The organism is Bradyrhizobium sp. Pha-3, from assembly GCF_042258615.1.
Lineage (GTDB): Bacteria > Pseudomonadota > Alphaproteobacteria > Rhizobiales > Xanthobacteraceae > Bradyrhizobium.
This window is the reverse complement of the sequence record NZ_CP170152.1, coordinates 6,811,217-6,830,274: the sequence shown is the minus strand read 5'-3', so window position 1 is coordinate 6,830,274 and position 19,058 is coordinate 6,811,217. Positions and strand designations below refer to the sequence as shown.

14 protein-coding genes are annotated in these 19,058 nt (G+C 65.1%); 8 read left to right on the top strand and 6 right to left on the bottom strand.

The genetic code is table 11. The features are described from left to right. The first annotated feature begins 100 nt into the window (after positions 1 to 100). From ACE10Z_RS32110 to ACE10Z_RS32095, 4 genes are all read left to right on the top strand, one after another. Positions 101 to 1,324, top strand: coding sequence for a cytochrome P450 (locus ACE10Z_RS32110; protein WP_375784356.1), 1,224 nt, complete (start codon positions 101 to 103; stop codon positions 1,322 to 1,324). A gap of 117 nt (positions 1,325 to 1,441) precedes the next feature. Next, on the top strand, positions 1,442 to 3,043 hold the full coding sequence (locus tag ACE10Z_RS32105) for a GMC family oxidoreductase (RefSeq protein ID WP_375784355.1): 1,602 nt from the start codon (positions 1,442 to 1,444) through the stop codon (positions 3,041 to 3,043). A gap of 17 nt (positions 3,044 to 3,060) precedes the next feature. Then, the gene (locus ACE10Z_RS32100) at positions 3,061 to 3,510 is read left to right on the top strand and encodes a hypothetical protein (RefSeq protein WP_375784354.1); all 450 of its coding nucleotides are present in this window, start codon (positions 3,061 to 3,063) and stop codon (positions 3,508 to 3,510) included. A gap of 294 nt (positions 3,511 to 3,804) precedes the next feature. Continuing rightward, positions 3,805 to 4,839, top strand: a complete 1,035-nt coding sequence (locus tag ACE10Z_RS32095) for a S1C family serine protease (protein ID WP_375784353.1) — start codon at positions 3,805 to 3,807, stop codon at positions 4,837 to 4,839. 1,149 nt (positions 4,840 to 5,988) lie between these two features. Here ACE10Z_RS32095 and ACE10Z_RS32090 read toward each other — a convergent pair. From ACE10Z_RS32090 to ACE10Z_RS32065, 6 genes are all read right to left on the bottom strand, one after another. After that, the gene (locus ACE10Z_RS32090; protein ID WP_375789970.1) at positions 5,989 to 6,720 is read right to left on the bottom strand and encodes an RloB family protein; all 732 of its coding nucleotides are present in this window, start codon (positions 6,718 to 6,720) and stop codon (positions 5,989 to 5,991) included. A gap of 296 nt (positions 6,721 to 7,016) precedes the next feature. Further along, positions 7,017 to 7,796, bottom strand: a complete 780-nt coding sequence (locus ACE10Z_RS32085; RefSeq protein WP_375784352.1) for an alpha/beta fold hydrolase — start codon at positions 7,794 to 7,796, stop codon at positions 7,017 to 7,019. Positions 7,797 to 7,800: 4 nt separating this feature from the next. Beyond that, complete coding sequence (locus tag ACE10Z_RS32080; RefSeq protein WP_375784351.1) at positions 7,801 to 9,096, bottom strand: O-acetylhomoserine aminocarboxypropyltransferase; 1,296 nt, start codon at positions 9,094 to 9,096, stop codon at positions 7,801 to 7,803. Between the two features lie 45 nt (positions 9,097 to 9,141). Further along, positions 9,142 to 10,446, bottom strand: a complete 1,305-nt coding sequence (gene pncB, locus ACE10Z_RS32075) for a nicotinate phosphoribosyltransferase (protein ID WP_375784350.1) — start codon at positions 10,444 to 10,446, stop codon at positions 9,142 to 9,144. Positions 10,447 to 10,507: 61 nt separating this feature from the next. After that, entirely contained in the window at positions 10,508 to 14,050 is a 3,543-nt protein-coding gene (locus tag ACE10Z_RS32070; protein WP_375784349.1) for a molybdopterin cofactor-binding domain-containing protein, read from the bottom strand. Further along, entirely contained in the window at positions 14,050 to 14,517 is a 468-nt protein-coding gene (locus ACE10Z_RS32065) for a (2Fe-2S)-binding protein (RefSeq protein WP_375784348.1), read from the bottom strand. The genes ACE10Z_RS32070 and ACE10Z_RS32065 overlap by 1 nt, the downstream gene beginning before the upstream one ends. Before the next feature lie 277 nt (positions 14,518 to 14,794). On the opposite strand from ACE10Z_RS32065, the gene ACE10Z_RS32060 reads away from it, so the two are divergent. Genes ACE10Z_RS32060 through ACE10Z_RS32045 form a run of 4 tightly spaced genes read left to right on the top strand, consistent with a single transcriptional unit; the run spans position 14,795 to position 18,992 of the window. Continuing rightward, positions 14,795 to 16,243 (top strand): 6-hydroxynicotinate reductase, encoded by a 1,449-nt coding sequence (locus ACE10Z_RS32060; RefSeq protein WP_375784347.1) that lies wholly within the window; start codon positions 14,795 to 14,797, stop codon positions 16,241 to 16,243. After that, positions 16,240 to 17,148: a UPF0280 family protein gene (locus ACE10Z_RS32055; RefSeq protein ID WP_375784346.1), complete on the top strand. Its 909-nt coding sequence runs from the start codon at positions 16,240 to 16,242 to the stop codon at positions 17,146 to 17,148. Before ACE10Z_RS32060 ends, ACE10Z_RS32055 begins: the two co-directional genes overlap by 4 nt. 16 nt (positions 17,149 to 17,164) lie before the next feature. After that, on the top strand, positions 17,165 to 17,749 hold the full coding sequence (locus ACE10Z_RS32050; protein ID WP_375784345.1) for an amino acid synthesis family protein: 585 nt from the start codon (positions 17,165 to 17,167) through the stop codon (positions 17,747 to 17,749). A 28-nt stretch (positions 17,750 to 17,777) separates the two neighbouring features. Next, entirely contained in the window at positions 17,778 to 18,992 is a 1,215-nt protein-coding gene (locus ACE10Z_RS32045) for an ABC transporter substrate-binding protein (RefSeq protein WP_375784344.1), read from the top strand. The last annotated feature ends 66 nt before the right edge of the window (positions 18,993 to 19,058 follow it).

The following is a 19,058-nucleotide window of genomic DNA, read 5'->3' as shown; positions in this document are numbered from 1 at the left end:
TCCGTTCCGCGGCTTTACTCAGCCGCGGGATTTCCTCTATCGTCGGCCCGACAAGGACGATCGCCCGCCAAGCGGCGACGGAACCAGCGGGAGTGAAGCGATGGGAGAGGCGCTGCGCAGGCCGACGTCAACAGACGTCAGCAACCCCCGGCTTTATCAGGATGACACCTGGCGGCCGCTGTTCGCGCAGCTTCGCCGCGACGATCCGGTACATTATTGCGAGGCCTCGGCCTACGGTCCGTACTGGTCGGTGACGCGCTACGACGACATCTTTGCGGTCGAGCTGGATCACCAGAACTATTCGTCGGCCTCCGAGCTCGGCGGTATCCAGGTCGCTGACCAGCCGAAGGGGCAGGAGCGGCCAAGTTTCATCCGCATGGACCCGCCCGGCCACACCGCGCAGCGCCGCACGGTCGCGCCGATCGTGGCGCCGTCGAACCTCGCCAATTTCGATGCGCTGATCCGTAAACGCACCTCGGCCGTGCTCGACGCGCTGCCGCGCAACGAGACCTTCGACTGGGCCGAGCGGGTCTCGGTCGATCTCACCAACATGATGCTGGCGACGCTGTTCGATTTTCCCGCTGAGGACCGCGCCAAGCTGACCTGGTGGTCGGATGTCGCGATCGCCAACATCGAGTCCCCCGACGCCGTCGTGCATTCGGAGGCTGAACGCACCGCCGAACTGGTCAAGATGGGAGAATATTTCCGCAAGCTGTGGGATGCGCGGATCGATGCGCCCCCGACTTTCGATCTGATCTCGATGCTGGCGCATTCGGAAGCGACGCGGAATCTGGAGCCGCGCGAGTTCATCGGCACGATCGGGCTTTTGATCGTCGGCGGCAACGACACCACGCGAAATTCGATGTCGGCCGGGCTGATGGCGCTGTGCGAGAATCCGGAGCAGTTCGAGCTGGTTCGCGCCCGGCGCGAGCTGATCCCGAACCTGGTCTCTGAGACAATCCGCTACCACACGCCGGTGCTGCACATGCGCCGCACCGCGCGCAACGATGTCGAGCTCGCCGGCCGCCGGATCAAGAAGGGCGACAAGGTGGTGATGTGGTACATCTCCGGCAATCGCGACGAGGACAAGATCGAGCGTGCCGATGAATTCATCATCGACCGCGCCAAGCCGCGCCAGCATCTCGCTTTCGGCGCCGGCATCCACCGCTGCGTCGGCGACCGCCTCGCCGAGCAGCAATTGCGCATCCTCTGGGAGGAGGTGTTGGCGCGCGATCTGCGTTTTGAGCTGATGGGCCCGCCGCAAAGGCTCTATTCCAATTTCATCCGCGGTATACGAAGCTTGCCGGTGAGAATCGTCAATTGAGCCAGCCCACGCCGTCATTGCGAGGAGCGAAGCGACGAAGCAATCCACCTCGCAACGCGGGAAGGATGGATTGCTTCGCTTCGCTCGCAATGACGGGAGAATCGCCAGGAAATAAGAATGAAGAACGATCCCGTTGACGTCCTGATCATCGGCGCCGGCGCCTCCGGCGCCGCGGTGGCCTGGAGCCTCGCCGACACCAAGATGCATATCCTCTGCCTCGATCAGGGCGGCTGGATGAATCCTGCCGAATATCCGAGCACCGGGCGCGATTGGGAGGCGAAATTCTACGGCGAGTGGTCGTCCAGCCCGAATGTCCGCAAGCGGCCCGAGGACTACCCGATCAACGACGACAATTCACCGATCAAGGTCGTCAACTTCAATGCCGTCGGCGGCTCGACCGTGATGTACACCGCGCATTGGCCGCGGCTGCATCCCTCCGACTTCAAGGTGAAGACGCTCGACGGCGTCGCCGACGACTGGCCGATCGACTACGACGTGCTGACCCCGTTCTTCGAGGAGAACGATCGCATGATGGGCGTCTCGGGCCTGTCGGGCGATCCGCTGTCGCCGCTCAGCCATCCGCCGATGCCGCAGCAGCCGCTCGGGCTGTCCGGCCCGTTGATCGGCAAGGCGATGAACAAGCTCGGCTGGCACTGGTGGCCGTCGGACACGACAGTCGCGACGATGGATTACGAGGGCAGGGCGCGCTGCATCAATCTCGGCCACTGCACGCCGGCCTGTGCCCAGGGCGCCAAGGCGTCGACCGACATCACCTACTGGCCGCACGCGATCCGCGCCGGGGTCGAGCTCAAGACCCATTGCCGGGTGCGCGAGATCCTGACCAACGAGCACGGCATGGCCTCCGGCGTCGTCTACTACGACAAGGACGGCGTCGAGCAATTCCAGCCGGCCGAGGTCGTCATCATCGCCTGCAACGGCGTCGGCACCCCGCGGCTGCTGCTCAACTCGGTGTCGGGAAAATTCCCGAACGGCCTTGCCAATTCGTCGGGCCTGGTCGGCAGGAATTTGATGTTCCACCCCTACGCGCAGGTCTACGGCTTCGTGAAGGAGCCGACGGACAGCAACCGCGCGCCGCCGACCTGCCTGTGGAGCAAGGAGTTCTACGACACGGATCTGTCGCGCGGCTTCGTCCGCGGCTACGGCATCCAGTTCGGCCGCGGCGCCGGGCCGGTATTCGAGGCGGTCGCGAGCGAGCAGAAGGGCATCCTGCCCTGGGGCAAGGATCATCACCGCGTGTTCCGCAAGCTCAACGGCCATCGCCTCGCGGTGTCGGCGATCTGCGAGGATCTGCCCGAGGAGCATAACCGCGTCACGCTCGATCCGGTCCTGAAGGATGGCCACGGCATCCCGGCGCCGAAGATCGACTACACGATCAGCGCCAACAGCCGGAAGATGATGGACCACGGCCTGGCGCGCGGCCGGGAGATTCTCGAGGCCGCGGGCGCCACCGACATTTGCATCAACGATCCGATCCCGTGGGGTGGTTGGCATCTGCTCGGCACCGCGCGGATCGGGACCGATCCGGCGCGCTCCGTGGTCAACGAATGGGGCCGCTCGCACGACGTGAAGAACCTGTTCATCGTCGACGGCAGCATCTTCGTCACCTCGGGTGGCGTGAACCCGACCTCCACCATCCAGGCCCTCGCGCTCTACATCGCCGACCAGATGAAGCAGCGCCTCGCCAACCTGTTCGACTGAGACCGCCAGAGACCGAGATGTCCGATAGCAACCAACTGACCGCAGCCCAGCGCGCCGATCTCCGCACTGTCGCTGCGATGATCGTCCCCGAAAGCGCCGAGTACAAGGTGCCGGGAGCGGATGATCCCGCGATCCAGGCCGACATGCTGGCTACGCTCGGCCACGACACCGCGCTGGTCGCGCAGGCGCTCGATCATCTGGCTGATCTCGCCGGCAAGCCGCTCGCCGAGCTCGACGAGGCCAGGCGCGATGCGGTGGCGCTGGAGTTTCGTAGCCATGGCGGCGCCGCCGCGGCCACGCTCGTCCGCGTCGTGCTGCAATGCTACTACCGCGACGACCGCGTGCTGCGCTCGCTCGGGCTCGAGCTGCGCGCGCCGTTCCCCAAGGGCCACGTGCTGCCGGACGGCGACTGGTCGTTGCTCGATCCGGTCAAGGTACGCGGCGGCACGCTGCGGCGGGCGACCTAAAGCCTGATGAGATTAGGTTGAGCTGGAACGGCGTCGAGGGTTCACCTCTCCCTTGGGAGAGGTCGATTTGCGCAGCAAATCGGGTGAGGGGTTACGGTCTATCGAGGAGCAAGAGCCCTCACCCGGATTGCTTCGCAATCCGACCTCTCCCCGACGGGGAGAGGTGAACCGAGACCGCGCCAAGCCGATTCAACCAAAACTCATCCCGCTTTAGCCGGTCGGGCAGGCGGTCGGCGTAACCACTTGCGGCGACGGGAGCAGGTCACCATCTGAGGGGACCAAAGGACTCTCGCCATGTTGGATTTTACCTCAGATGCCGCCGCTGACACGTCGTCATCGCGGGCGGCTGACGCTGCTCAAGTCGATGCCCAGGTCGATGACCGGGCCTTGCTCGACGCCTATTCCAATGCCGTGATCGACGTCACCGACCGCGTCGGCCCCGCCGTTGTCCGCGTCGAAACCGGGCCGAAGGTGCGCAATGCGCGCGAGCGCGGCGGGCTTGGCTCGGGCATCGTGATCTCGCCCGACGGGTTCGTGCTGACCAACAGCCACGTGGTCGGATCGTCGAAGGAGATCCGCCTGCGCGACACCGAAGGTTTCGTCACCGACGCCCATGTGCTCGGCGTCGACCCCGACACCGATCTCGCGCTGCTGCGGGCCGACGGCGCGCGCGATCTGGCCTACGCTTCGCTCGGCAACTCCAAGACCTTGCGGCGCGGCCAGCTCGTGGTTGCGATCGGCAATCCGCTCGGCTTTGAATCGACGGTCACCGCCGGCGTGGTGTCGGCGCTCGGCCGCTCGATCCGCTCGGTCAGCGGGCGGACCATCGAGGACGTGATCCAGACCGACGCCGCGCTCAATCCCGGCAATTCCGGCGGGCCGCTGGTGTCGTCGAAGGGCGAGGTGATCGGCATCAATACGGCGATCATCAACGGCGCGCAGGGCATCTGCTTTGCGGTCGCCAGCAATACCGCGCAGTTCGTGCTGTCGGAGATCATCCGCCACGGTTATGTCCGCCGCGCCTATATCGGCGTCGCCGGACAAACCGCGCCGGTGCCGCGGCGGCATGCGGTGCTGGCCGGCGTCGAGAACAAGATGGGTGCGCTCTTGATGCAGATCGAGCCGGACAGTCCGGCCGCGCGCGCGGCACTGCTGCCGGGCGATGTGGTGATCAAGCTCGACGGCGTCGAGATCCACGGTGTCGACGATTTGATCCGCGCGCTCGATCACAGCCGGATCGACCGGACCCTGTCGATGGACGTGCTCCGCCTCGGCCGGCTGCGTGCGATCGACATCCACCCGATCGGGAGGAAGCCCGCGAAGCAGTGAGGGGCGCACGCTGATATCAGCCCCTCATGGTGAGGCGCGCGTTCCGCGCTCCTTTAGGATGATGGGCTGAAAGCGGTGCAACATACCCGATGTCGTCCCGGCCTAGTGCGCAATTGCGCACGGGAGCCGGGACCCATAACCACAGGGTTGGATTGTTGAGAAAGGCTGTGGCCCCAGCGTTGCGTAACAATGGCTTTCAGTGGTTATGGATCCCGGCTTTCGCCGGGACGACACTGAGTATTTGGTGCCGCTCGTGAGCCACACACCCTACCGCAGCGCCGTCAGCAGTTCGTCGTCTTGTTCTCTGTTCGGCCTGATCGCTGTTCACCACCAGTACGGCCACCGCCACCCCTCATAGAGGTACCAAGACGACACTACCGGCGGCCCGTATGGATCGACCCGGTCGTCTTCAGGGCGATAGCGATAACGTGGAACAAGATAATAATCCCACGGAGTCGGCCTTATCACCGGCGTCGGGATAACGACCCTCGTTCGTTCATGAACGACTTGTGCCTTTCGCGTCCGGGCTTCAGCAGCGGACGTCCCGAGGTTACACAGCACCAGGGCCACTCCGAAAGCGCACACGATGGTTATAATCTTCATCTTCATGCATCGGCCTCCTAACCTGAGAGTGCAAAAGGACTCAAAGCAAGGCAAGCTAATTCGCTCTTGACTACGCTGTTGCGTAGGTGCTCGCGTGACTTCGGAATAATAGAAGATATCGCTGATTTGCCCGACACGTCAAGTTGCTTGTCCGTGTGCCGGCGACCGCCCTGCTACTTTGCATGGGGTTGTTTTCGATATTTTGGGTTCTCCAACGTCGCCAGCAGTAGTGGCTGCAAAGGGCACTTGGAATGCGAAAGCATCGGAGCTGGCTGAGGGGTCTGTCTCCGCGGATAGAGACCCCTCATCCGGCGCTTCGCGCCACCTTCTCCCACAAGGGGAGAAGGGAAGAGGACATCAGACGTTGCTACTGCAGTTCCGCCAGCAGTTCCTCGGGCCTTCCCTGTTTAGCGCCACCGGCAAGCTGTTGGGATGTTAGCGCTACGAACGACAAACCAACAGCTGGCAGACACCCCCCTCCGGGGCTCTCCCTGTTTAGAAGAGCGCTGTACCGGGCGGTTCTAGCTTGCCCCAACGTTCAAACGCCTACTTGGTCTTTCTCCGTACGCTGCGCGTCAGCATGAAAAAGGTGGTTGACGGTGGGTTGTGTTCGCTTCCCTCGTTGCTGCGAGCAGCTAATTGCGCCTCAGCGCGCTCCTCTGCAGCATTCAGATTTTTGAGGAGTTCGTCAAAATCAACTTTCTTGCCCTTGCCCTCCTCATACCCAGGACAGAGGTTGCATAGATGATCAAATACTTTGTCGCGGTCATCCGGCCTATGAAAATCTTCGAAATGGAGGACTATCCATACTTCAAAGCACGGGTTTGATCGCCCAATGCCTATGCCATTTTGCTCACAGAGCCGTAAGGCTTCTTCGTAATATTTATGCTCGTCACGATCGAATACAGCCCACACCTCATCGGTGCGCTCATACCAAAGCAACTTTGCTCTTCGGCGTCCGATCACGCCGCGAGACGTCGCCTCTTCGATGGCTTTTTTGGCAATGACTTCCGGCGTACCAGCGGCCGCAATTACATCAATGATGATGTCCGCCCAGCGTGCGAGTGCCCGCAAGTACGCTGGCTCTGAATTCTTGCCCTCGCAGACGACAAGGAAGCGCCGCTTTGGATCGCGAACGGCACGTCGTCGTCTCGTATCATCAAGCAGGTTCTCGATGCCATCTTCTGAGTTTGAGAAGGCTATGCTGGTGGCAAAGCTCAATTGCGCTCGGGACCGCAAGCGGCGCACCCGCATGAAGGTGGAAGGTCGCAACTCCATGGCCAAGCAAGAAGCCTAAGACGTGGAAATGGCCCGCAGGCTTGGGCGCGCGAGGCCGAAGCGTGGCAAGCGGCTCCTGCGGGAAACCTCTGCTGCCCTCGCTGAGGCGGGCCGTACGACACGCGCGGGCACGCCGCATGTGTCTAGTGCGGTCAAGTTGACGTTGCGCAGGCGCGTCCGCCAAAGTTCGGAATAATAGAATATACTGTTGAGTTGCCCGACGCGTCAAGTTGCTTGTCCGAGCGCCGGCGGACGCCCTGCTACTTTGCATGGGGTTGTTTTCGATATTTTGGGGGCTACTGCAACGCCGCCAGCAGTTCGTCGGGCTGCTCGACCATCATCATGTGGCCGGCACCCGGTAGCACCACGGTGCGAGCGTTCGGCGTTGCGGCGGCAAGCGCCTTGCCGGCCTTGGCGGGGGTCATCATGTCGCGCTCGCCGAGCACGAAGGTTGCGGGCACCTTGACCGCGGCCGCCGCGGTCAGCGCGTTCTGGTAGGCGTTGCAGGCGTTGAGGTCGTTGTACAGCACACCGGGCTTCGCCTCCTGCAGCACCCGCTGTGCGCCCTGGTGCATCCAGAGGCCGGGCGCGAGGCTGCCGCCGAGCTCGGCCTTGAAGCCGAGGCCCCAGATCGAAACCATATCGATCGCGGCGACGTCATTGGCCTCGGCGGCCTTCAACAGATCGGGACCGACCGTCATGGTCGCGGCGGTGCCGATCAGCGCGAGGCCCGAGACCTTGTCGGGATGCCGTGCCGAGGTTTCGATCGCGATCAGCGAGCCCATCGAATGGCCGATCAGCCGGGCCTTCGCTGCGCCTGCAGCAGTAATCAGCGCGGCGATCCAGTCGGCCATCTCGGCAATGGTCGGCAGCGGCTTGCCGGCGGAGCGGCCGTGGCCCGGCAGATCCGGCGCGAGCACGGAATAGCCGTGATGGGCGAACCAGCGGCTGTGCAGCGCCCAGGTCGAAGAATCGAAGCCGGCGCCGTGGATCATCACCACCGCCGGCAGCGATGCATCGAACGGCTCGCCGCCGGTCGCGATGAAGGTGTCTGACCCGTTGACGGAAAGCTGCATGGCCCTAAGTCCTTTGCGAGGCGCGCAGCGCCTGGCCGAGATCGTCGATGATGTCCTGCGCAGTCTCGATGCCGACCGACAACCGCACCAGCTCCTCGCCGATGCCGGCGGCCTTGAGCTGCTCGGCGTCCATCTGCTGGTGGGTGGTGCTGGCCGGATGGATCACCAGCGTCTTGGCGTCGCCGACATTGGCGAGATGACTGATCAGCTTCAGCTGCTCGATGAACTTCTTGCCGGCGGCGCGGCCGCCCTTGATGCCGAAGCTGACGATCGAGCCGGCGCCGCGCGGCAACAGCTTCTTCGCCAGCGCGTAGTCCGGATGCGTCTCCAGCGACGGATGCAGCGCCCAGTCGACCGCCTTGTTCGCGGTGAGGAAATCCAGCACCGCATGGGTGTTGCCGACGTGGCGGTCCATGCGGACGCCGAGCGTCTCGATGCCCTGCAGCAGCTGGAAGGCATTGGTCGGCGACAGGCAGGCGCCGAAATCGCGCAGGCCCTCGGTGCGGGCGCGCATGATGAAGGCGGCCTTGCCGAACTGCTCGTCGAAGACGATGCCGTGATAGCCGGCATAGGGCTCGGTGAGCTGCGGGAATTTGCCGGAGGCGCGCCAGTCGAACCGGCCGCCGTCGACGATGACGCCGCCGATCGCGATGCCGTGGCCGCCCATCCACTTGGTCGCCGAGTTCATCGTGATGTCGGCGCCGAGCTCGATCGGCTGGCTCAGATAGGGCGTCGCGAAGGTGTTGTCGATCAGCAGCGGAATCTTCGCATCATGCGCGATTCCAGCCACCGCGGGGATATCGAGCACTTCGAGGCCGGGATTGCCAATGGTCTCGCCGATCACGAGCCGCGTGTTCGGCTTGATCGCGGCACGGAATTCGTCCAGCGCGCGGGGCTTCACGAAGGTCGTGGTGATGCCGAAGCGCGGCAGCGTGTGCGCCAGCAGGTTGATGGTGCCGCCATAGAGCGAGGCGGAGGCGACGATGTGGTCGCCGGCATTGAGCAGCGTCGCGATGGCGAGATGCATCGCGGCCATGCCGCTCGCGGTGCAGATCGCGCCGACACCGCATTCGAGCGCGGCGATCCGTTCCTCCAGGACCGCAGTCGTCGGATTGGAGATGCGCGTATAGATGTGGCCGGCACGCTCCAGGTTGAACAGCGCCGCGGCATGATCGGCGTCCTGGAAGACGTAGGACGTGGTCTGATAGATCGGCACCGCGCGCGCGCCGGTTGCGGGATCGGGGCGCTGGCCGGCGTGCAGGCTCAAGGTTTCGAAGGCAGGCGGCTTGGGTGCGGGCATGCGGAGCTCGTCAGGTCAGTCGATGGGAGTGATCGTTGCGTTGGTTTAGACGTGAACTGCGGTGCGAACGCGGCCGACATTGCCGAACACGCGCAGATAGCGCTCGACTTCGGACGGGATGCCGGTCGCCTTCTCCGGATTGTCGGAGAGTTTGACGGCCGGGCGCCCGTCGACCGACGTCACCTTGCAGACGATCGAGATCGGATCGAGCTCGGCGGTGCCGTCGGGCGCGCAGCCGACGAAATCATTGGTGAGGTTGGTGCCCCAGCCGAAGCTGACGCGCACGCGGCCCTTGAAGTGATGGAACGTCTCCTCGATCGAGCCGACATCCATCGCGTCGGAGAATACCAGCAGCTTCTCCTTGGGATCGCGGCCCTTCTGCTTCCACCACTTGATGATCTCTTCGCCGGCGGTGATCGGCGGCGCGCTGTCGGGACGAAAGCCGGTCCAGTCGGCGACCCAGTCCGGCGCGTCGCGCAGGAACGGCTTGGTGCCGAACGCATCGGGCAGGGCGATCAGGAGGTTGCCGCCATAGGCGTGGCGCCATTGGTCGAGGATGCGATAGGGCGCCCAGCGCAGCTCCTGGTCGTCGTTGGCGAGCGCGGCAGCCACCATCGGCAGCTCATGTGCGTTGGTGCCGATCGCCTCGAGGTCGTTGTCCATCGCGAGCAGCACGTTCGACGTTCCGGTGAAGGACGGGCCGAGGCCTTCCTTCACCGCCTCGACGCACCAGCGCTGCCACAGGAAGCCGTGGCGGCGGCGGGTGCCGAAATCGGACAGCCGCAAGCCGTCCAGCTTGCGCAGCCGCTCGACCTTGGCCCACAGCTTGGCCTTGGCGCGGGCGTAAAGCACGTCGAGCGCGAAGCGGCCGTAGGTCTTGGTCGCGGCGCGCGAGCGCAGCTCGTTGAGGATCGCGAGCGCCGGAATCTCCCACATCGTGGTATGGGTCCACGGCCCGTGGAAATGCAGCTCATACTGGCCGTCGACCTTGTGCAGCTCGTATTCGGGCAGGCGGAAGGTCGAGAGCCAGTTGATGAAGTCGGGCGAGAACATCTGGGTCTTGCCGTAGAACGTGTTGCCGGCGAGCCAGATCAGTTCCTTCTTGGTGAAGCGGATGGTGCGGGCATGGTCGAGCTGGGCGCGCAGCTCGCCCTCGTCGATGACCTCGGCAAGCCGGATATGGGTCGACCGGTTGATCACCGAAAAGGTCGTGCGCGTGTCCGGATAGCTTTCCCGGATCATCTGCTGCATCAACAGCTTGTAGAAATCGGTGTCCAGCAGGCTGCGCACGATCGGGTCGAGCCGCCAGCCGTGGTTGTAGGTCCGGGTCGCGATATCTGTCACGGTCATGCGGGAACCTTAGCCTGCCCCGCGCCGCCCGCCCAGTGGGTATCGGGCGGAACATGGCAGGTCAGCGCGCTATGGTCTGCCGTATACGGCCGACCGTGGCGGCGACATCGGTCCAGGCCGGCTTTCCGGGGGCGAATTGCTGCCGCAGGAAGGAGGCGAGCTCGGCGACCTGGCCGTCGCTCATGCTGTCCTTGAAGGCCGGCATGTAGCCCAGATCGGTCACCGCCGGCTTGGCGATGCCGTGCAGGATCACCTGGATCAGATTGTCTGGCACGTCGCTGTGCAGATTGCTGTTCAGCGCCAGCGACGGCCGGCTGCCGAACAGCGGCGGGCCGCCGACCTCATGGCAGACCGCGCAGGCGCCCTGGTAGATCCGGGCACCTGTCGAGGCAGCCGTGGTCACAACGGTGCCGGCTTCGAGCTTTGCGGCAAGGGCATCGTGCGCCGGCCGGTCGGTGATCGCGTTGAACGAGGCGAGGTAGACCGCCATTGCGCGGATGTCCTGGTCGGGCAGCGCGGCGAGCTCCTGCACGACGGGCGCCATCGGCCCGGCGGCGACGCCGTGCAGGCGGGACTCGCCGGTGCGCAAATAGGCGTACAGCTCGTCCTCGCTCCAGGGGATCGGCGCCTTCGACAGCGACGTCAGCGCCGGCGCTTCCCAGCCCTCGGCGAAGCCGCCGGCGAGATAGGCCGCTTGCCGTTCGGCGCCGAGCGCATTGCGCGGCGAGTGGCACGCGCCGCAGTGGCCGAGACCCTCGATCAGGTAGGCGCCGCGATTCCATATGTCGGACTTCGATGGATCGGGCTGGAACGCGTTCGGCTGGTGGAACAGCGCATTCCAGCCGGCAAGCAGCGGTCGCAGGTTGAACGGAAAGGCCAGCGCGTTCGCCGGTGTCTCGGCGCGCACCGGCGCCTGCGCCATCAGATAGGCGTAGAGCGCTTGCAGGTCGGCATCACTGGTCTTCGCAAAATGCGTGTACGGAAACGCCGGATAGAGATGCCGCCCGTCGCGATGAATGCCTTCGCGCATCGCGCGCTCGAACGCGGGATAGGACCAGGCGCCGATCCCGGTGTTGACGTCGGGCGTGATGTTGGTGGTGTAGATCGTGCCGAACGGCGTCTCGAGCGGCCGTCCGCCGGCGTTCGCGATGCCGTGCTCCGACGTATGGCAGACCGCGCACGCGCCGAGCGCCGCGAGCTCCCTGCCACGGGCGATCGTCGCTGCGGAATAGACCGCCGCATCGGGCCGGGCGATCGGCGCGATCGCGCGCCAGGGCAGCACCGCCGCGCCGATTCCGATCGCCGCGGCGCAGAGCGCGGCAATGCCGGCGAGCACCCCGCCGCGCTTGGCAAACGGATTCTGCCATCTGCTGAAGTCGGCCGGCGGCGCTGGTGAGGGGAGTGCCGCGGGCGCGGCGGGTTGCTCGCCTCGCAAGCCCTTCAAAATACGTTCTGGCGTGAACGGCGGCTCGCGAAAACGTACGCCGGTGGCATCATAGATCGCATTGGCGATCGCGGCCGCGCTCGGCACCGAAGCGGACTCGCCGACGCCGAGCGGCGGCTGGTCCTGCCGCGGCAGCATCAGCACATCGATCTCAGGCAGATCGGGGAATTTGATGATCGGGTAGGCGCCCCATTCCCGCGCCGTCACTGCGCCACGCTCGAACGAGACTTCCTCCATCAGCGCGCGGCTGGTCGACTGGATCACGTTGCCTTCGATCTGGTGCCGCACGCCCTCCGGATTGATCATCAATCCGGAATCCTGGCCGGCGACGACGCGGGTCACGCTGACATCGCCGGTCGCCTTGTTGACGGCGACGTCGGCGATCCAGGCCGACCACGCGGCGCCGTAGCCCGGAAACTTGCTGTGCACGTAGAGCGCATAGGCAAAGCCGCGGCCGCGGACGATATCGCCCTCGGCCTCGGGCTCTTGTCGCACCGGGCGCGGCATCCAGCCGGCGCGCTCGGCGACCGCGTTGACGAGATCGATCGCGCGCTTGTCCTTCAGGTAGCGCAGCCGATATTCGATCGGGTCGACCTCGGCCTCGGCGGCAAGCTCGTCGATATAGGATTCATGCGCGAACGTATTGGGCAGCGCCGAGACGCCGCGAAGCCATGAGGCCCGCACGATCGGCGGCATGTCGTTGGCGACCACGCGCATGTTCTCGTAGTCGTAGGGCGGGATCGCGGTGCGGTCGCCCATCTCGAACACGGCCGCTTCGGGTGCGATCCGCCCGGTGAGCAGCAGCGCCAAGGTCGGCGCGCCGTTCGACGGATAGCGCGTGACGAAGTCGTAGCCGGCGACGCTGCCGTCGGTATTGAGCCCGCCATTGACGTCCATCAGCTGCGCGGTGCCCTTCGGCTCCCAGGCGTGCTCCTGCTCGCGGGTGAGCTGCACGCGCACCGGGCGGCCGACCGCGCGCGACAGCAATAGCGCATCGGCGGAAACGTCATCGGCGCAGTTGCGGCCGTAGCAGCCGGCGGCCTCCATCCTGACGATGTCGATCTCGGATTCCGGCCGCTGGATCAACAGCGCCAGATCGCCGCGCAGGATGTGCGGGTTCTGCGTGCCGGACCACACCCGGATCGCGCTCTCGCTGTAGTCGGCGACTGCGCAGGACGGGCCGATCGAGCCGTGCATCTGGTAGGGCCACACGTATGTCCGCGGCATCGGCTTGGCCGCCGCCTTGATCGCGGCATCGACATCGCCTTTGTCGATCAGCTGGCGCGGCGTCGAGGGATTGGCGCGCAGCGCCTGCTCGATGTCGGAGAGATCGGTCAGCCCTGGTCCCGGCTTCCAGCTCACCTTGAGCTGTGCGGCGGCCTTGATCGCGTTCTCCTCGCGCTCGGCGACGACGCCGACGAAGTCGCCGATCCGCACCACCGCAACGATGCCGGGGATATCGCGCACCGAGGCTTCATCGACCGCGATCAAGCTGGTGCCGACGAATGGACCGGCATCGACGCCAGCGTAGGGCGGGCGGACGACGCGGCCATGCAGCATGCCGGGCACGCGCACATCGTGGACGTAGACGAACTCGCCGGTGGCCTTCGCCGGTAGGTCGACCCGTGGCACCGACTTGCCGACGACGGAATAGGCGCCCACTTCCTTGACCGGAACGTCATCGGCGAGCTCGAGCCGGATGGTCTCATCCGCGATCAGCTCGCCATAGCTGACGCTGCGATTGTCGTGGCCGCGGATCAGGCCGTCCTCGATCGTGAGATCACTGGCCGGCAGTTCGAGCCGCTCGGCGGCGCGCGCGAGCAAAAAATGCCGCGCTTGGGCTGCGGCCTTGCGCAGGGGAACGGCGGTGATCTGGATGGTCTCGCTCGCGATCGTCGCGCCCTGGTTCGGCACCACGGCGGTGTCGCCGAGGATCACGACCACGCGGGCAAAGGAGACGTCGAGCTCTTCGGCGACGATCTGCCCGAGCGCGGTGCGGATGCCGGTGCCGAGATCGACATGGCCGTTATAGGCATTGACCGAACCGTCTGATGCGATGGTGACGAAGGTCTCGAACGCGCCTTCCGCGCCCAGCACCGCGGGGCGAACGACCGACAGCGAGCCGCGCATGCGATGCTCTGGAGGCTGTGCGTCCACCATCAATCGCGCGCCTCGAGCACGTGGCCGGCGGCGCGCATCGCCGCGCGGATGATTTCGATATGCGCGCCGCAGCGGCAGAGATTGTAGCGCAGCGCTTCCAGCACCTCATGCTCGGACGGATGGGGATTGCGCGTCAGCAGCGCCTTGGTGGTGATGATCATGCCGTTGAGGCAATAGCCGCACTGCGCGGCCTGTTCGCGAATGAAGGCTTCTTGCACGGGATCGGGATGCTCGCGACTGCCGAGACCTTCGAGCGTGACGATGTCGCGGCCCGCGCAGCCTTCGATCGGAATCACGCAGGCGCGCGCGGCGACGCCGTCGATCAGCACCGCGCAGGCGCCGCACTCGCCGAGCCCGCAGCCATATTTCGGCCCGTTCAATTCGAGATCGTTGCGCAGCACGTAAAGCAATGCGGTGTCGGGAGCGGCGTCGACATCATGATTCCTGCCGTTCACGGTCAGGCGCATTGCCCTGGTTCTCCCCTGATGTTTGCGCTGCAGCGTCAGCGTCAAATCCGTCGATGAGGATAACGTTTGTATACAAACGTGCAAGCGGCGGCATGCCGCGCTGCAGCGAGTGCACGCTTTATGAACAGGGTGCGCAAGCGAATGGCAGCGTTTGATTGCAAAGGCCGCTTGACAGGTCCCGGGCTCGCGCGCAGGATCATTCGTATACGAACGATATAGGCGGGGAGGCGGAAGCGCAGTATGATCGACCGCCACCACAAGTCCAGGCTTGGTCACGATGGCTGACACAATGACCGTCGCCGCCGGCGACAAGATCCGCTGCGATGCCTGTCCGGTGATGTGCTACATCAAGCCGGGCGCGGCCGGTGCGTGCGACCGTTATGCCAATCACGATGGCACGCTGGTGCGCGTCGACCCGCATGTCGTGCTGGAGCGCACGGTCTCGCATGGCGGCAAGCTGGTGCCGTTCCAGGCGAGCGGCGACTGGGACGGCAAGATCGTCCGTCAGCCAGACATCTTCGTCACCGCGATCGGCGCCGGAACCACCTATCCGGACTACAAGCCGGCGCCCTTCATCGTGTCGTCGGAAGTCGATGGCGTCGACATGGTCACCGTGGTGACCGAAGGCATTTTCTCCTATTGCGGCGTCAAGCTGAAGATCGACACCGACCGCTATCTCGGCCCCGAGACCGCGATCATCCGTGCGGACGGCGAGGCGGTCGGCCATGTCACGACCAGCGAATATGGCTCGCAGATGCTCTCGCTGGGCGGCGTGCATCATCTGACCGGCGGCTCCAAGAAGGAGGGCCGGGTCACCTGCGACACGCTGATGGATCTCTCCAACTGCAAGGCGGTGGAACTGACCATCGATGGCGGCGCCACCGTCGTGGTGCAGGCGGGCAAGCCGCCGATCGTCAATGGCATGGCGGAAGAGCGGATGCGGGTCGGCTGCGGCTCGGCGACCATCGGCATGTTCGCCAAGCAGTGGCACGGCAAGGTCGATGAAGTGGTGGTGGTCGACGATCACATCACCGGGGTGCTCAGCGAGCACCAGGCCGGCAAGCTGCTCGACATCGCCGATACCGGCATCAAGATGAAGGGGCGCCGTTCGACGCCCGGCCGTTACTTCCAGGTCGCCGATCCCGGCACGGGATGGGGCGGCACCAACATCTCCGATCCGCTCTCGATCCTGGGTCCCTTCAATGCGAAGGAAGCGCGGCCCGGGCTCACCATGCTGATGGTCTCGACCACCGGGGAGCATGCGTCCTACTATGTGCTCGACGAGGCGCTGAGGCCGATCGAGACCGAGATGCCGGCGGACCTGAAATTCTCGGTCGAGCGCATCCAGGAGAATTGCGAGCCGGCGCTGTGTACCGTGCTGTTCATGGGCGGCGCGGGCGGTTCGCTGCGCGCCGGCGTTACTGATAACCCAGTGCGACTGACCCGCTCGGTAAAGGACGCGCTGACGCGGGTGACCAGCGGCGGCGCGCCGGTCTATGTCTGGCCGGGCGGCGGCATCACCTTCATGGTCGATGTCACGCAAATGCCGGCCGGTGCCTTCGGCTATGTGCCGACCCCGGCGCTGGTGGCGCCGATCGAGTTCACGATGAAGCTGTCGGATTATGCGGCGCTCGGCGGCCATATGGATTTTGTCCGGCCGCTGTCGTCGCTGCGGGACAGCGCCGAAGTCCGGCCGATGCCTCATCTTCCCGGGCGGCGCGCATGACGAGGCTCCCGCAAATTGCGCTTCTTCCTGACGGCAAGCGGCTGCATTTGCAGGACGGCCCCATTGATCTCATCGTCGAGGCCAAGGGCAGGGACGTGGACATCAGTGCCGCCTTTCAGGCTGCCGCACAGCGCTTCACCGGTTTGCTCGACGAGCTCTGCGCGGAACTCGCCGAGCTGCGCAGCGCGGCCGATCCGCAGCGCTGCGTGCTGAAGGGCGTGGTCGCGCGGCGCATGCATGCGGCGGTCGCGCCGTTTGCCGCCGATTGCTTCATCACGCCGATGGCGGCGGTCGCAGGATCTGTCGCCGAGGAAATCCTCGGCGCGATGCTGCGGGCGGCAGCGCTCGACCGTGTCTATGTCAACAATGGCGGCGACATTGCCTTGCATCTTGGCAATGGCGAACAGTTCACCGTCGGCCTGATGGACCGACCGGATCGCCACGGCGTGATGCGCACCATGACGATAGATAGCGACATGCCGGTCCGCGGCATTGCAACCAGCGGCCGCCACGGCCGCAGCTTCTCACTCGGCATTGCCGACGCCGTGACCGTGCTGGCGCGGACGGCGTCGCAGGCCGATGCCGCGGCCACCGTGATCGCCAATGCGGTCGATCTGCCCAACCATCCCGCGATCCTCCGCGTTCCCGCGAGCGAACTGCAGCCGGACAGCGATCTCGGCGCACGGCTGGTGACCCGCGATGTCGGACATCTGGCGGAACATGAGATCGAGCAGGCACTCGAGGCGGGGGCGGCGCGGGCGCGCATGCTCCTGACGTCGGGATTGATCGAGGGCGCGGCATTGCGTCTACTGGGCGAAACGCGAATTGTCGGCGCAACTGGGAACGGGACGCCGGCCGCGCATGCGTATCAGGGACAAGCGACAGACAACATGCTGCAGGCATGACCGGGAGCGAGGCAAGATGAGCGCCGTCATTCGCAAGATCGTCACCGTTGTCGAGGAGACCCATCTGGAGATGGGCAAGACCATCGCACCGCCGACCCGGCGCGCCGCCGCGATCGCGGTGATCGAAAATCCCTTTGCCGGACGCTATGTGGAGGATCTATCGCCGCTGATCGCGATCGGCGAGGAGCTTGGCGATTTGCTTTCCAGGCGAGCCGTCGCCGCGCTCGGCATCGACGGCGCCAAGGCGCACAGCTACGGCAAGGCCGCCGCGGTCGGCGAAAATGGCGAGCTCGAGCACGCGGCCGCGATCCTGCATCCGAAGATGGGCGCGCCGGTGCGCAAGGTGCTCTCCAAGGGCGCGGCGTTGATCCCGTCGTCGAAGAAGCGCTCGGGTCCCGGCACCACGCTGGACATTCCGCTCGGGCACAAGGACGCAGCCTTCGTGCGCAGCCATTTCGACGGCATGGAAGTGCAGATCAATGACGCGCCGCGGGCCAATGAGATCATGGTCGCGGTCGCGGTGACCGACAGCGGACGGCCGCTGCCGCGCGTCGGCGGGCTGACGGTTGACGAGGTCAAAGGCGAAGACGGATTGCGATAATCTCTTTGAAGAAAAACTGGAGGATGGGATGCGTGGTTATTTCGTAGGGGCGGGATTGGCGATCGCGGTCGCGACCATGGCAACGAGCGCCATGACGACACACGCGTTGGCGCAGAGCGAAATCAAGGTCGGCGAGATCAACTCTTATTCCCTGTTGCCGGCGTTCACCGAGCCCTATCGCAAGGGCTGGCAGCTTGCGGTGGAAGAGATCAATGCGGCCGGCGGCATCAACGGCAAGAAGCTCGTCGTCATTTCCAAGGATGACGGCGGCAAGCCCGCCGATGCGCAGACCGCGGCCAACGAGCTGGTGTCGAGCGAGAACGTCGCGATGCTGACGGGCACCTTCCTCTCCAATATCGGCCTCGCCGTCAGCGACTTTGCCAACCAGAAGAAGGTATTCTTTCTCGCCGCAGAGCCTTTGACCGACGCCATCACCTGGTCGAAGGGCAACCGCTATACGTTCCGCCTGCGGCCGTCGAACTACATGCAGGCGGCGATGCTGGTGGAGGAGGCGGCGAAGCTTCCCGCAAAACGCTGGGCGACGATCGCGCCGAACTATGAATACGGCCAGTCGGCGGTCGCGGTGTTCAAGAAGCTGATGTCGGAGAAGCGGCCCGATATCCAGTGGGTCGACGAGCAGTGGCCGCCGCAGGGCAAGATCGACGCCGGCCCGGTGATACAGGCGGTTGCCGCGGCGAATCCGGAAGCGATCCTCAACGTCACGTTCGGTGCGGACCTCGTCAAGCTCGTGCGCGAGGGCAACACCCGCGGCCTGTTCAAGGGCCGTACGGTGGTGAGCTTCCTGACCGGCGAGCCCGAATATCTCGATCCGCTGAAGGACGAGACGCCCGAGGGCTGGATCGTCACCGGCTATCCCTGGTATTCGATCAAGACGCCCGAGCACGACGCATTCCTGAAGGCCTACCAGGCCAAGTACAACGACTATCCGCGGCTTGGCTCGATCGTCGGCTACCAGACCATCAAGGCGGCGGCGGCGATCCTCGCGAAAGCCGGCTCGACCGATCCGGAGAAGCTGATTACGGCCGCCGAAGACATCTCGATGCCGTCGCCGTTCGGCGAAATCACCTTCCGCAAGATCGATCACCAGTCGACGCTCGGGGCCTTCACCGGCAAGACCGCGCTGAAGGACGGCAAGGGCATCATGGTGGACACGGCCTATCGCAAGGGCTCGGACTATCTGCCCAGCGATGCCGAGATCGAGAAGCTGCGACCGAAGGATTGATTTCTCTTCTCCCTCGCCCCGCTCTTGCGGGGAGAGGGGCTTTCTCCGCGAATCGTATTCGTGAAG

Bases quoted from the DNA above. Each gene is read 5' to 3' on its own strand.
- ACE10Z_RS32110 (WP_375784356.1), top strand. From the start codon at position 101: ATGGGAGAGGCGCTGCGCAGGCCGACGTCAACAGACGTCAGCAACCCC.
- ACE10Z_RS32105 (WP_375784355.1), top strand. From the start codon at position 1,442: ATGAAGAACGATCCCGTTGACGTCCTGATCATCGGCGCCGGCGCCTCC.
- ACE10Z_RS32100 (WP_375784354.1), top strand. From the start codon at position 3,061: ATGTCCGATAGCAACCAACTGACCGCAGCCCAGCGCGCCGATCTCCGC.
- ACE10Z_RS32095 (WP_375784353.1), top strand. From the start codon at position 3,805: ATGTTGGATTTTACCTCAGATGCCGCCGCTGACACGTCGTCATCGCGG.
- ACE10Z_RS32090 (WP_375789970.1), bottom strand. From the start codon at position 6,720: ATGGAGTTGCGACCTTCCACCTTCATGCGGGTGCGCCGCTTGCGGTCC.
- ACE10Z_RS32085 (WP_375784352.1), bottom strand. From the start codon at position 7,796: ATGCAGCTTTCCGTCAACGGGTCAGACACCTTCATCGCGACCGGCGGC.
- ACE10Z_RS32080 (WP_375784351.1), bottom strand. From the start codon at position 9,096: ATGCCCGCACCCAAGCCGCCTGCCTTCGAAACCTTGAGCCTGCACGCC.
- pncB (WP_375784350.1), bottom strand. From the start codon at position 10,446: ATGACCGTGACAGATATCGCGACCCGGACCTACAACCACGGCTGGCGG.
- ACE10Z_RS32070 (WP_375784349.1), bottom strand. From the start codon at position 14,050: ATGGTGGACGCACAGCCTCCAGAGCATCGCATGCGCGGCTCGCTGTCG.
- ACE10Z_RS32065 (WP_375784348.1), bottom strand. From the start codon at position 14,517: ATGCGCCTGACCGTGAACGGCAGGAATCATGATGTCGACGCCGCTCCC.
- ACE10Z_RS32060 (WP_375784347.1), top strand. From the start codon at position 14,795: ATGGCTGACACAATGACCGTCGCCGCCGGCGACAAGATCCGCTGCGAT.
- ACE10Z_RS32055 (WP_375784346.1), top strand. From the start codon at position 16,240: ATGACGAGGCTCCCGCAAATTGCGCTTCTTCCTGACGGCAAGCGGCTG.
- ACE10Z_RS32050 (WP_375784345.1), top strand. From the start codon at position 17,165: ATGAGCGCCGTCATTCGCAAGATCGTCACCGTTGTCGAGGAGACCCAT.
- ACE10Z_RS32045 (WP_375784344.1), top strand. From the start codon at position 17,778: ATGCGTGGTTATTTCGTAGGGGCGGGATTGGCGATCGCGGTCGCGACC.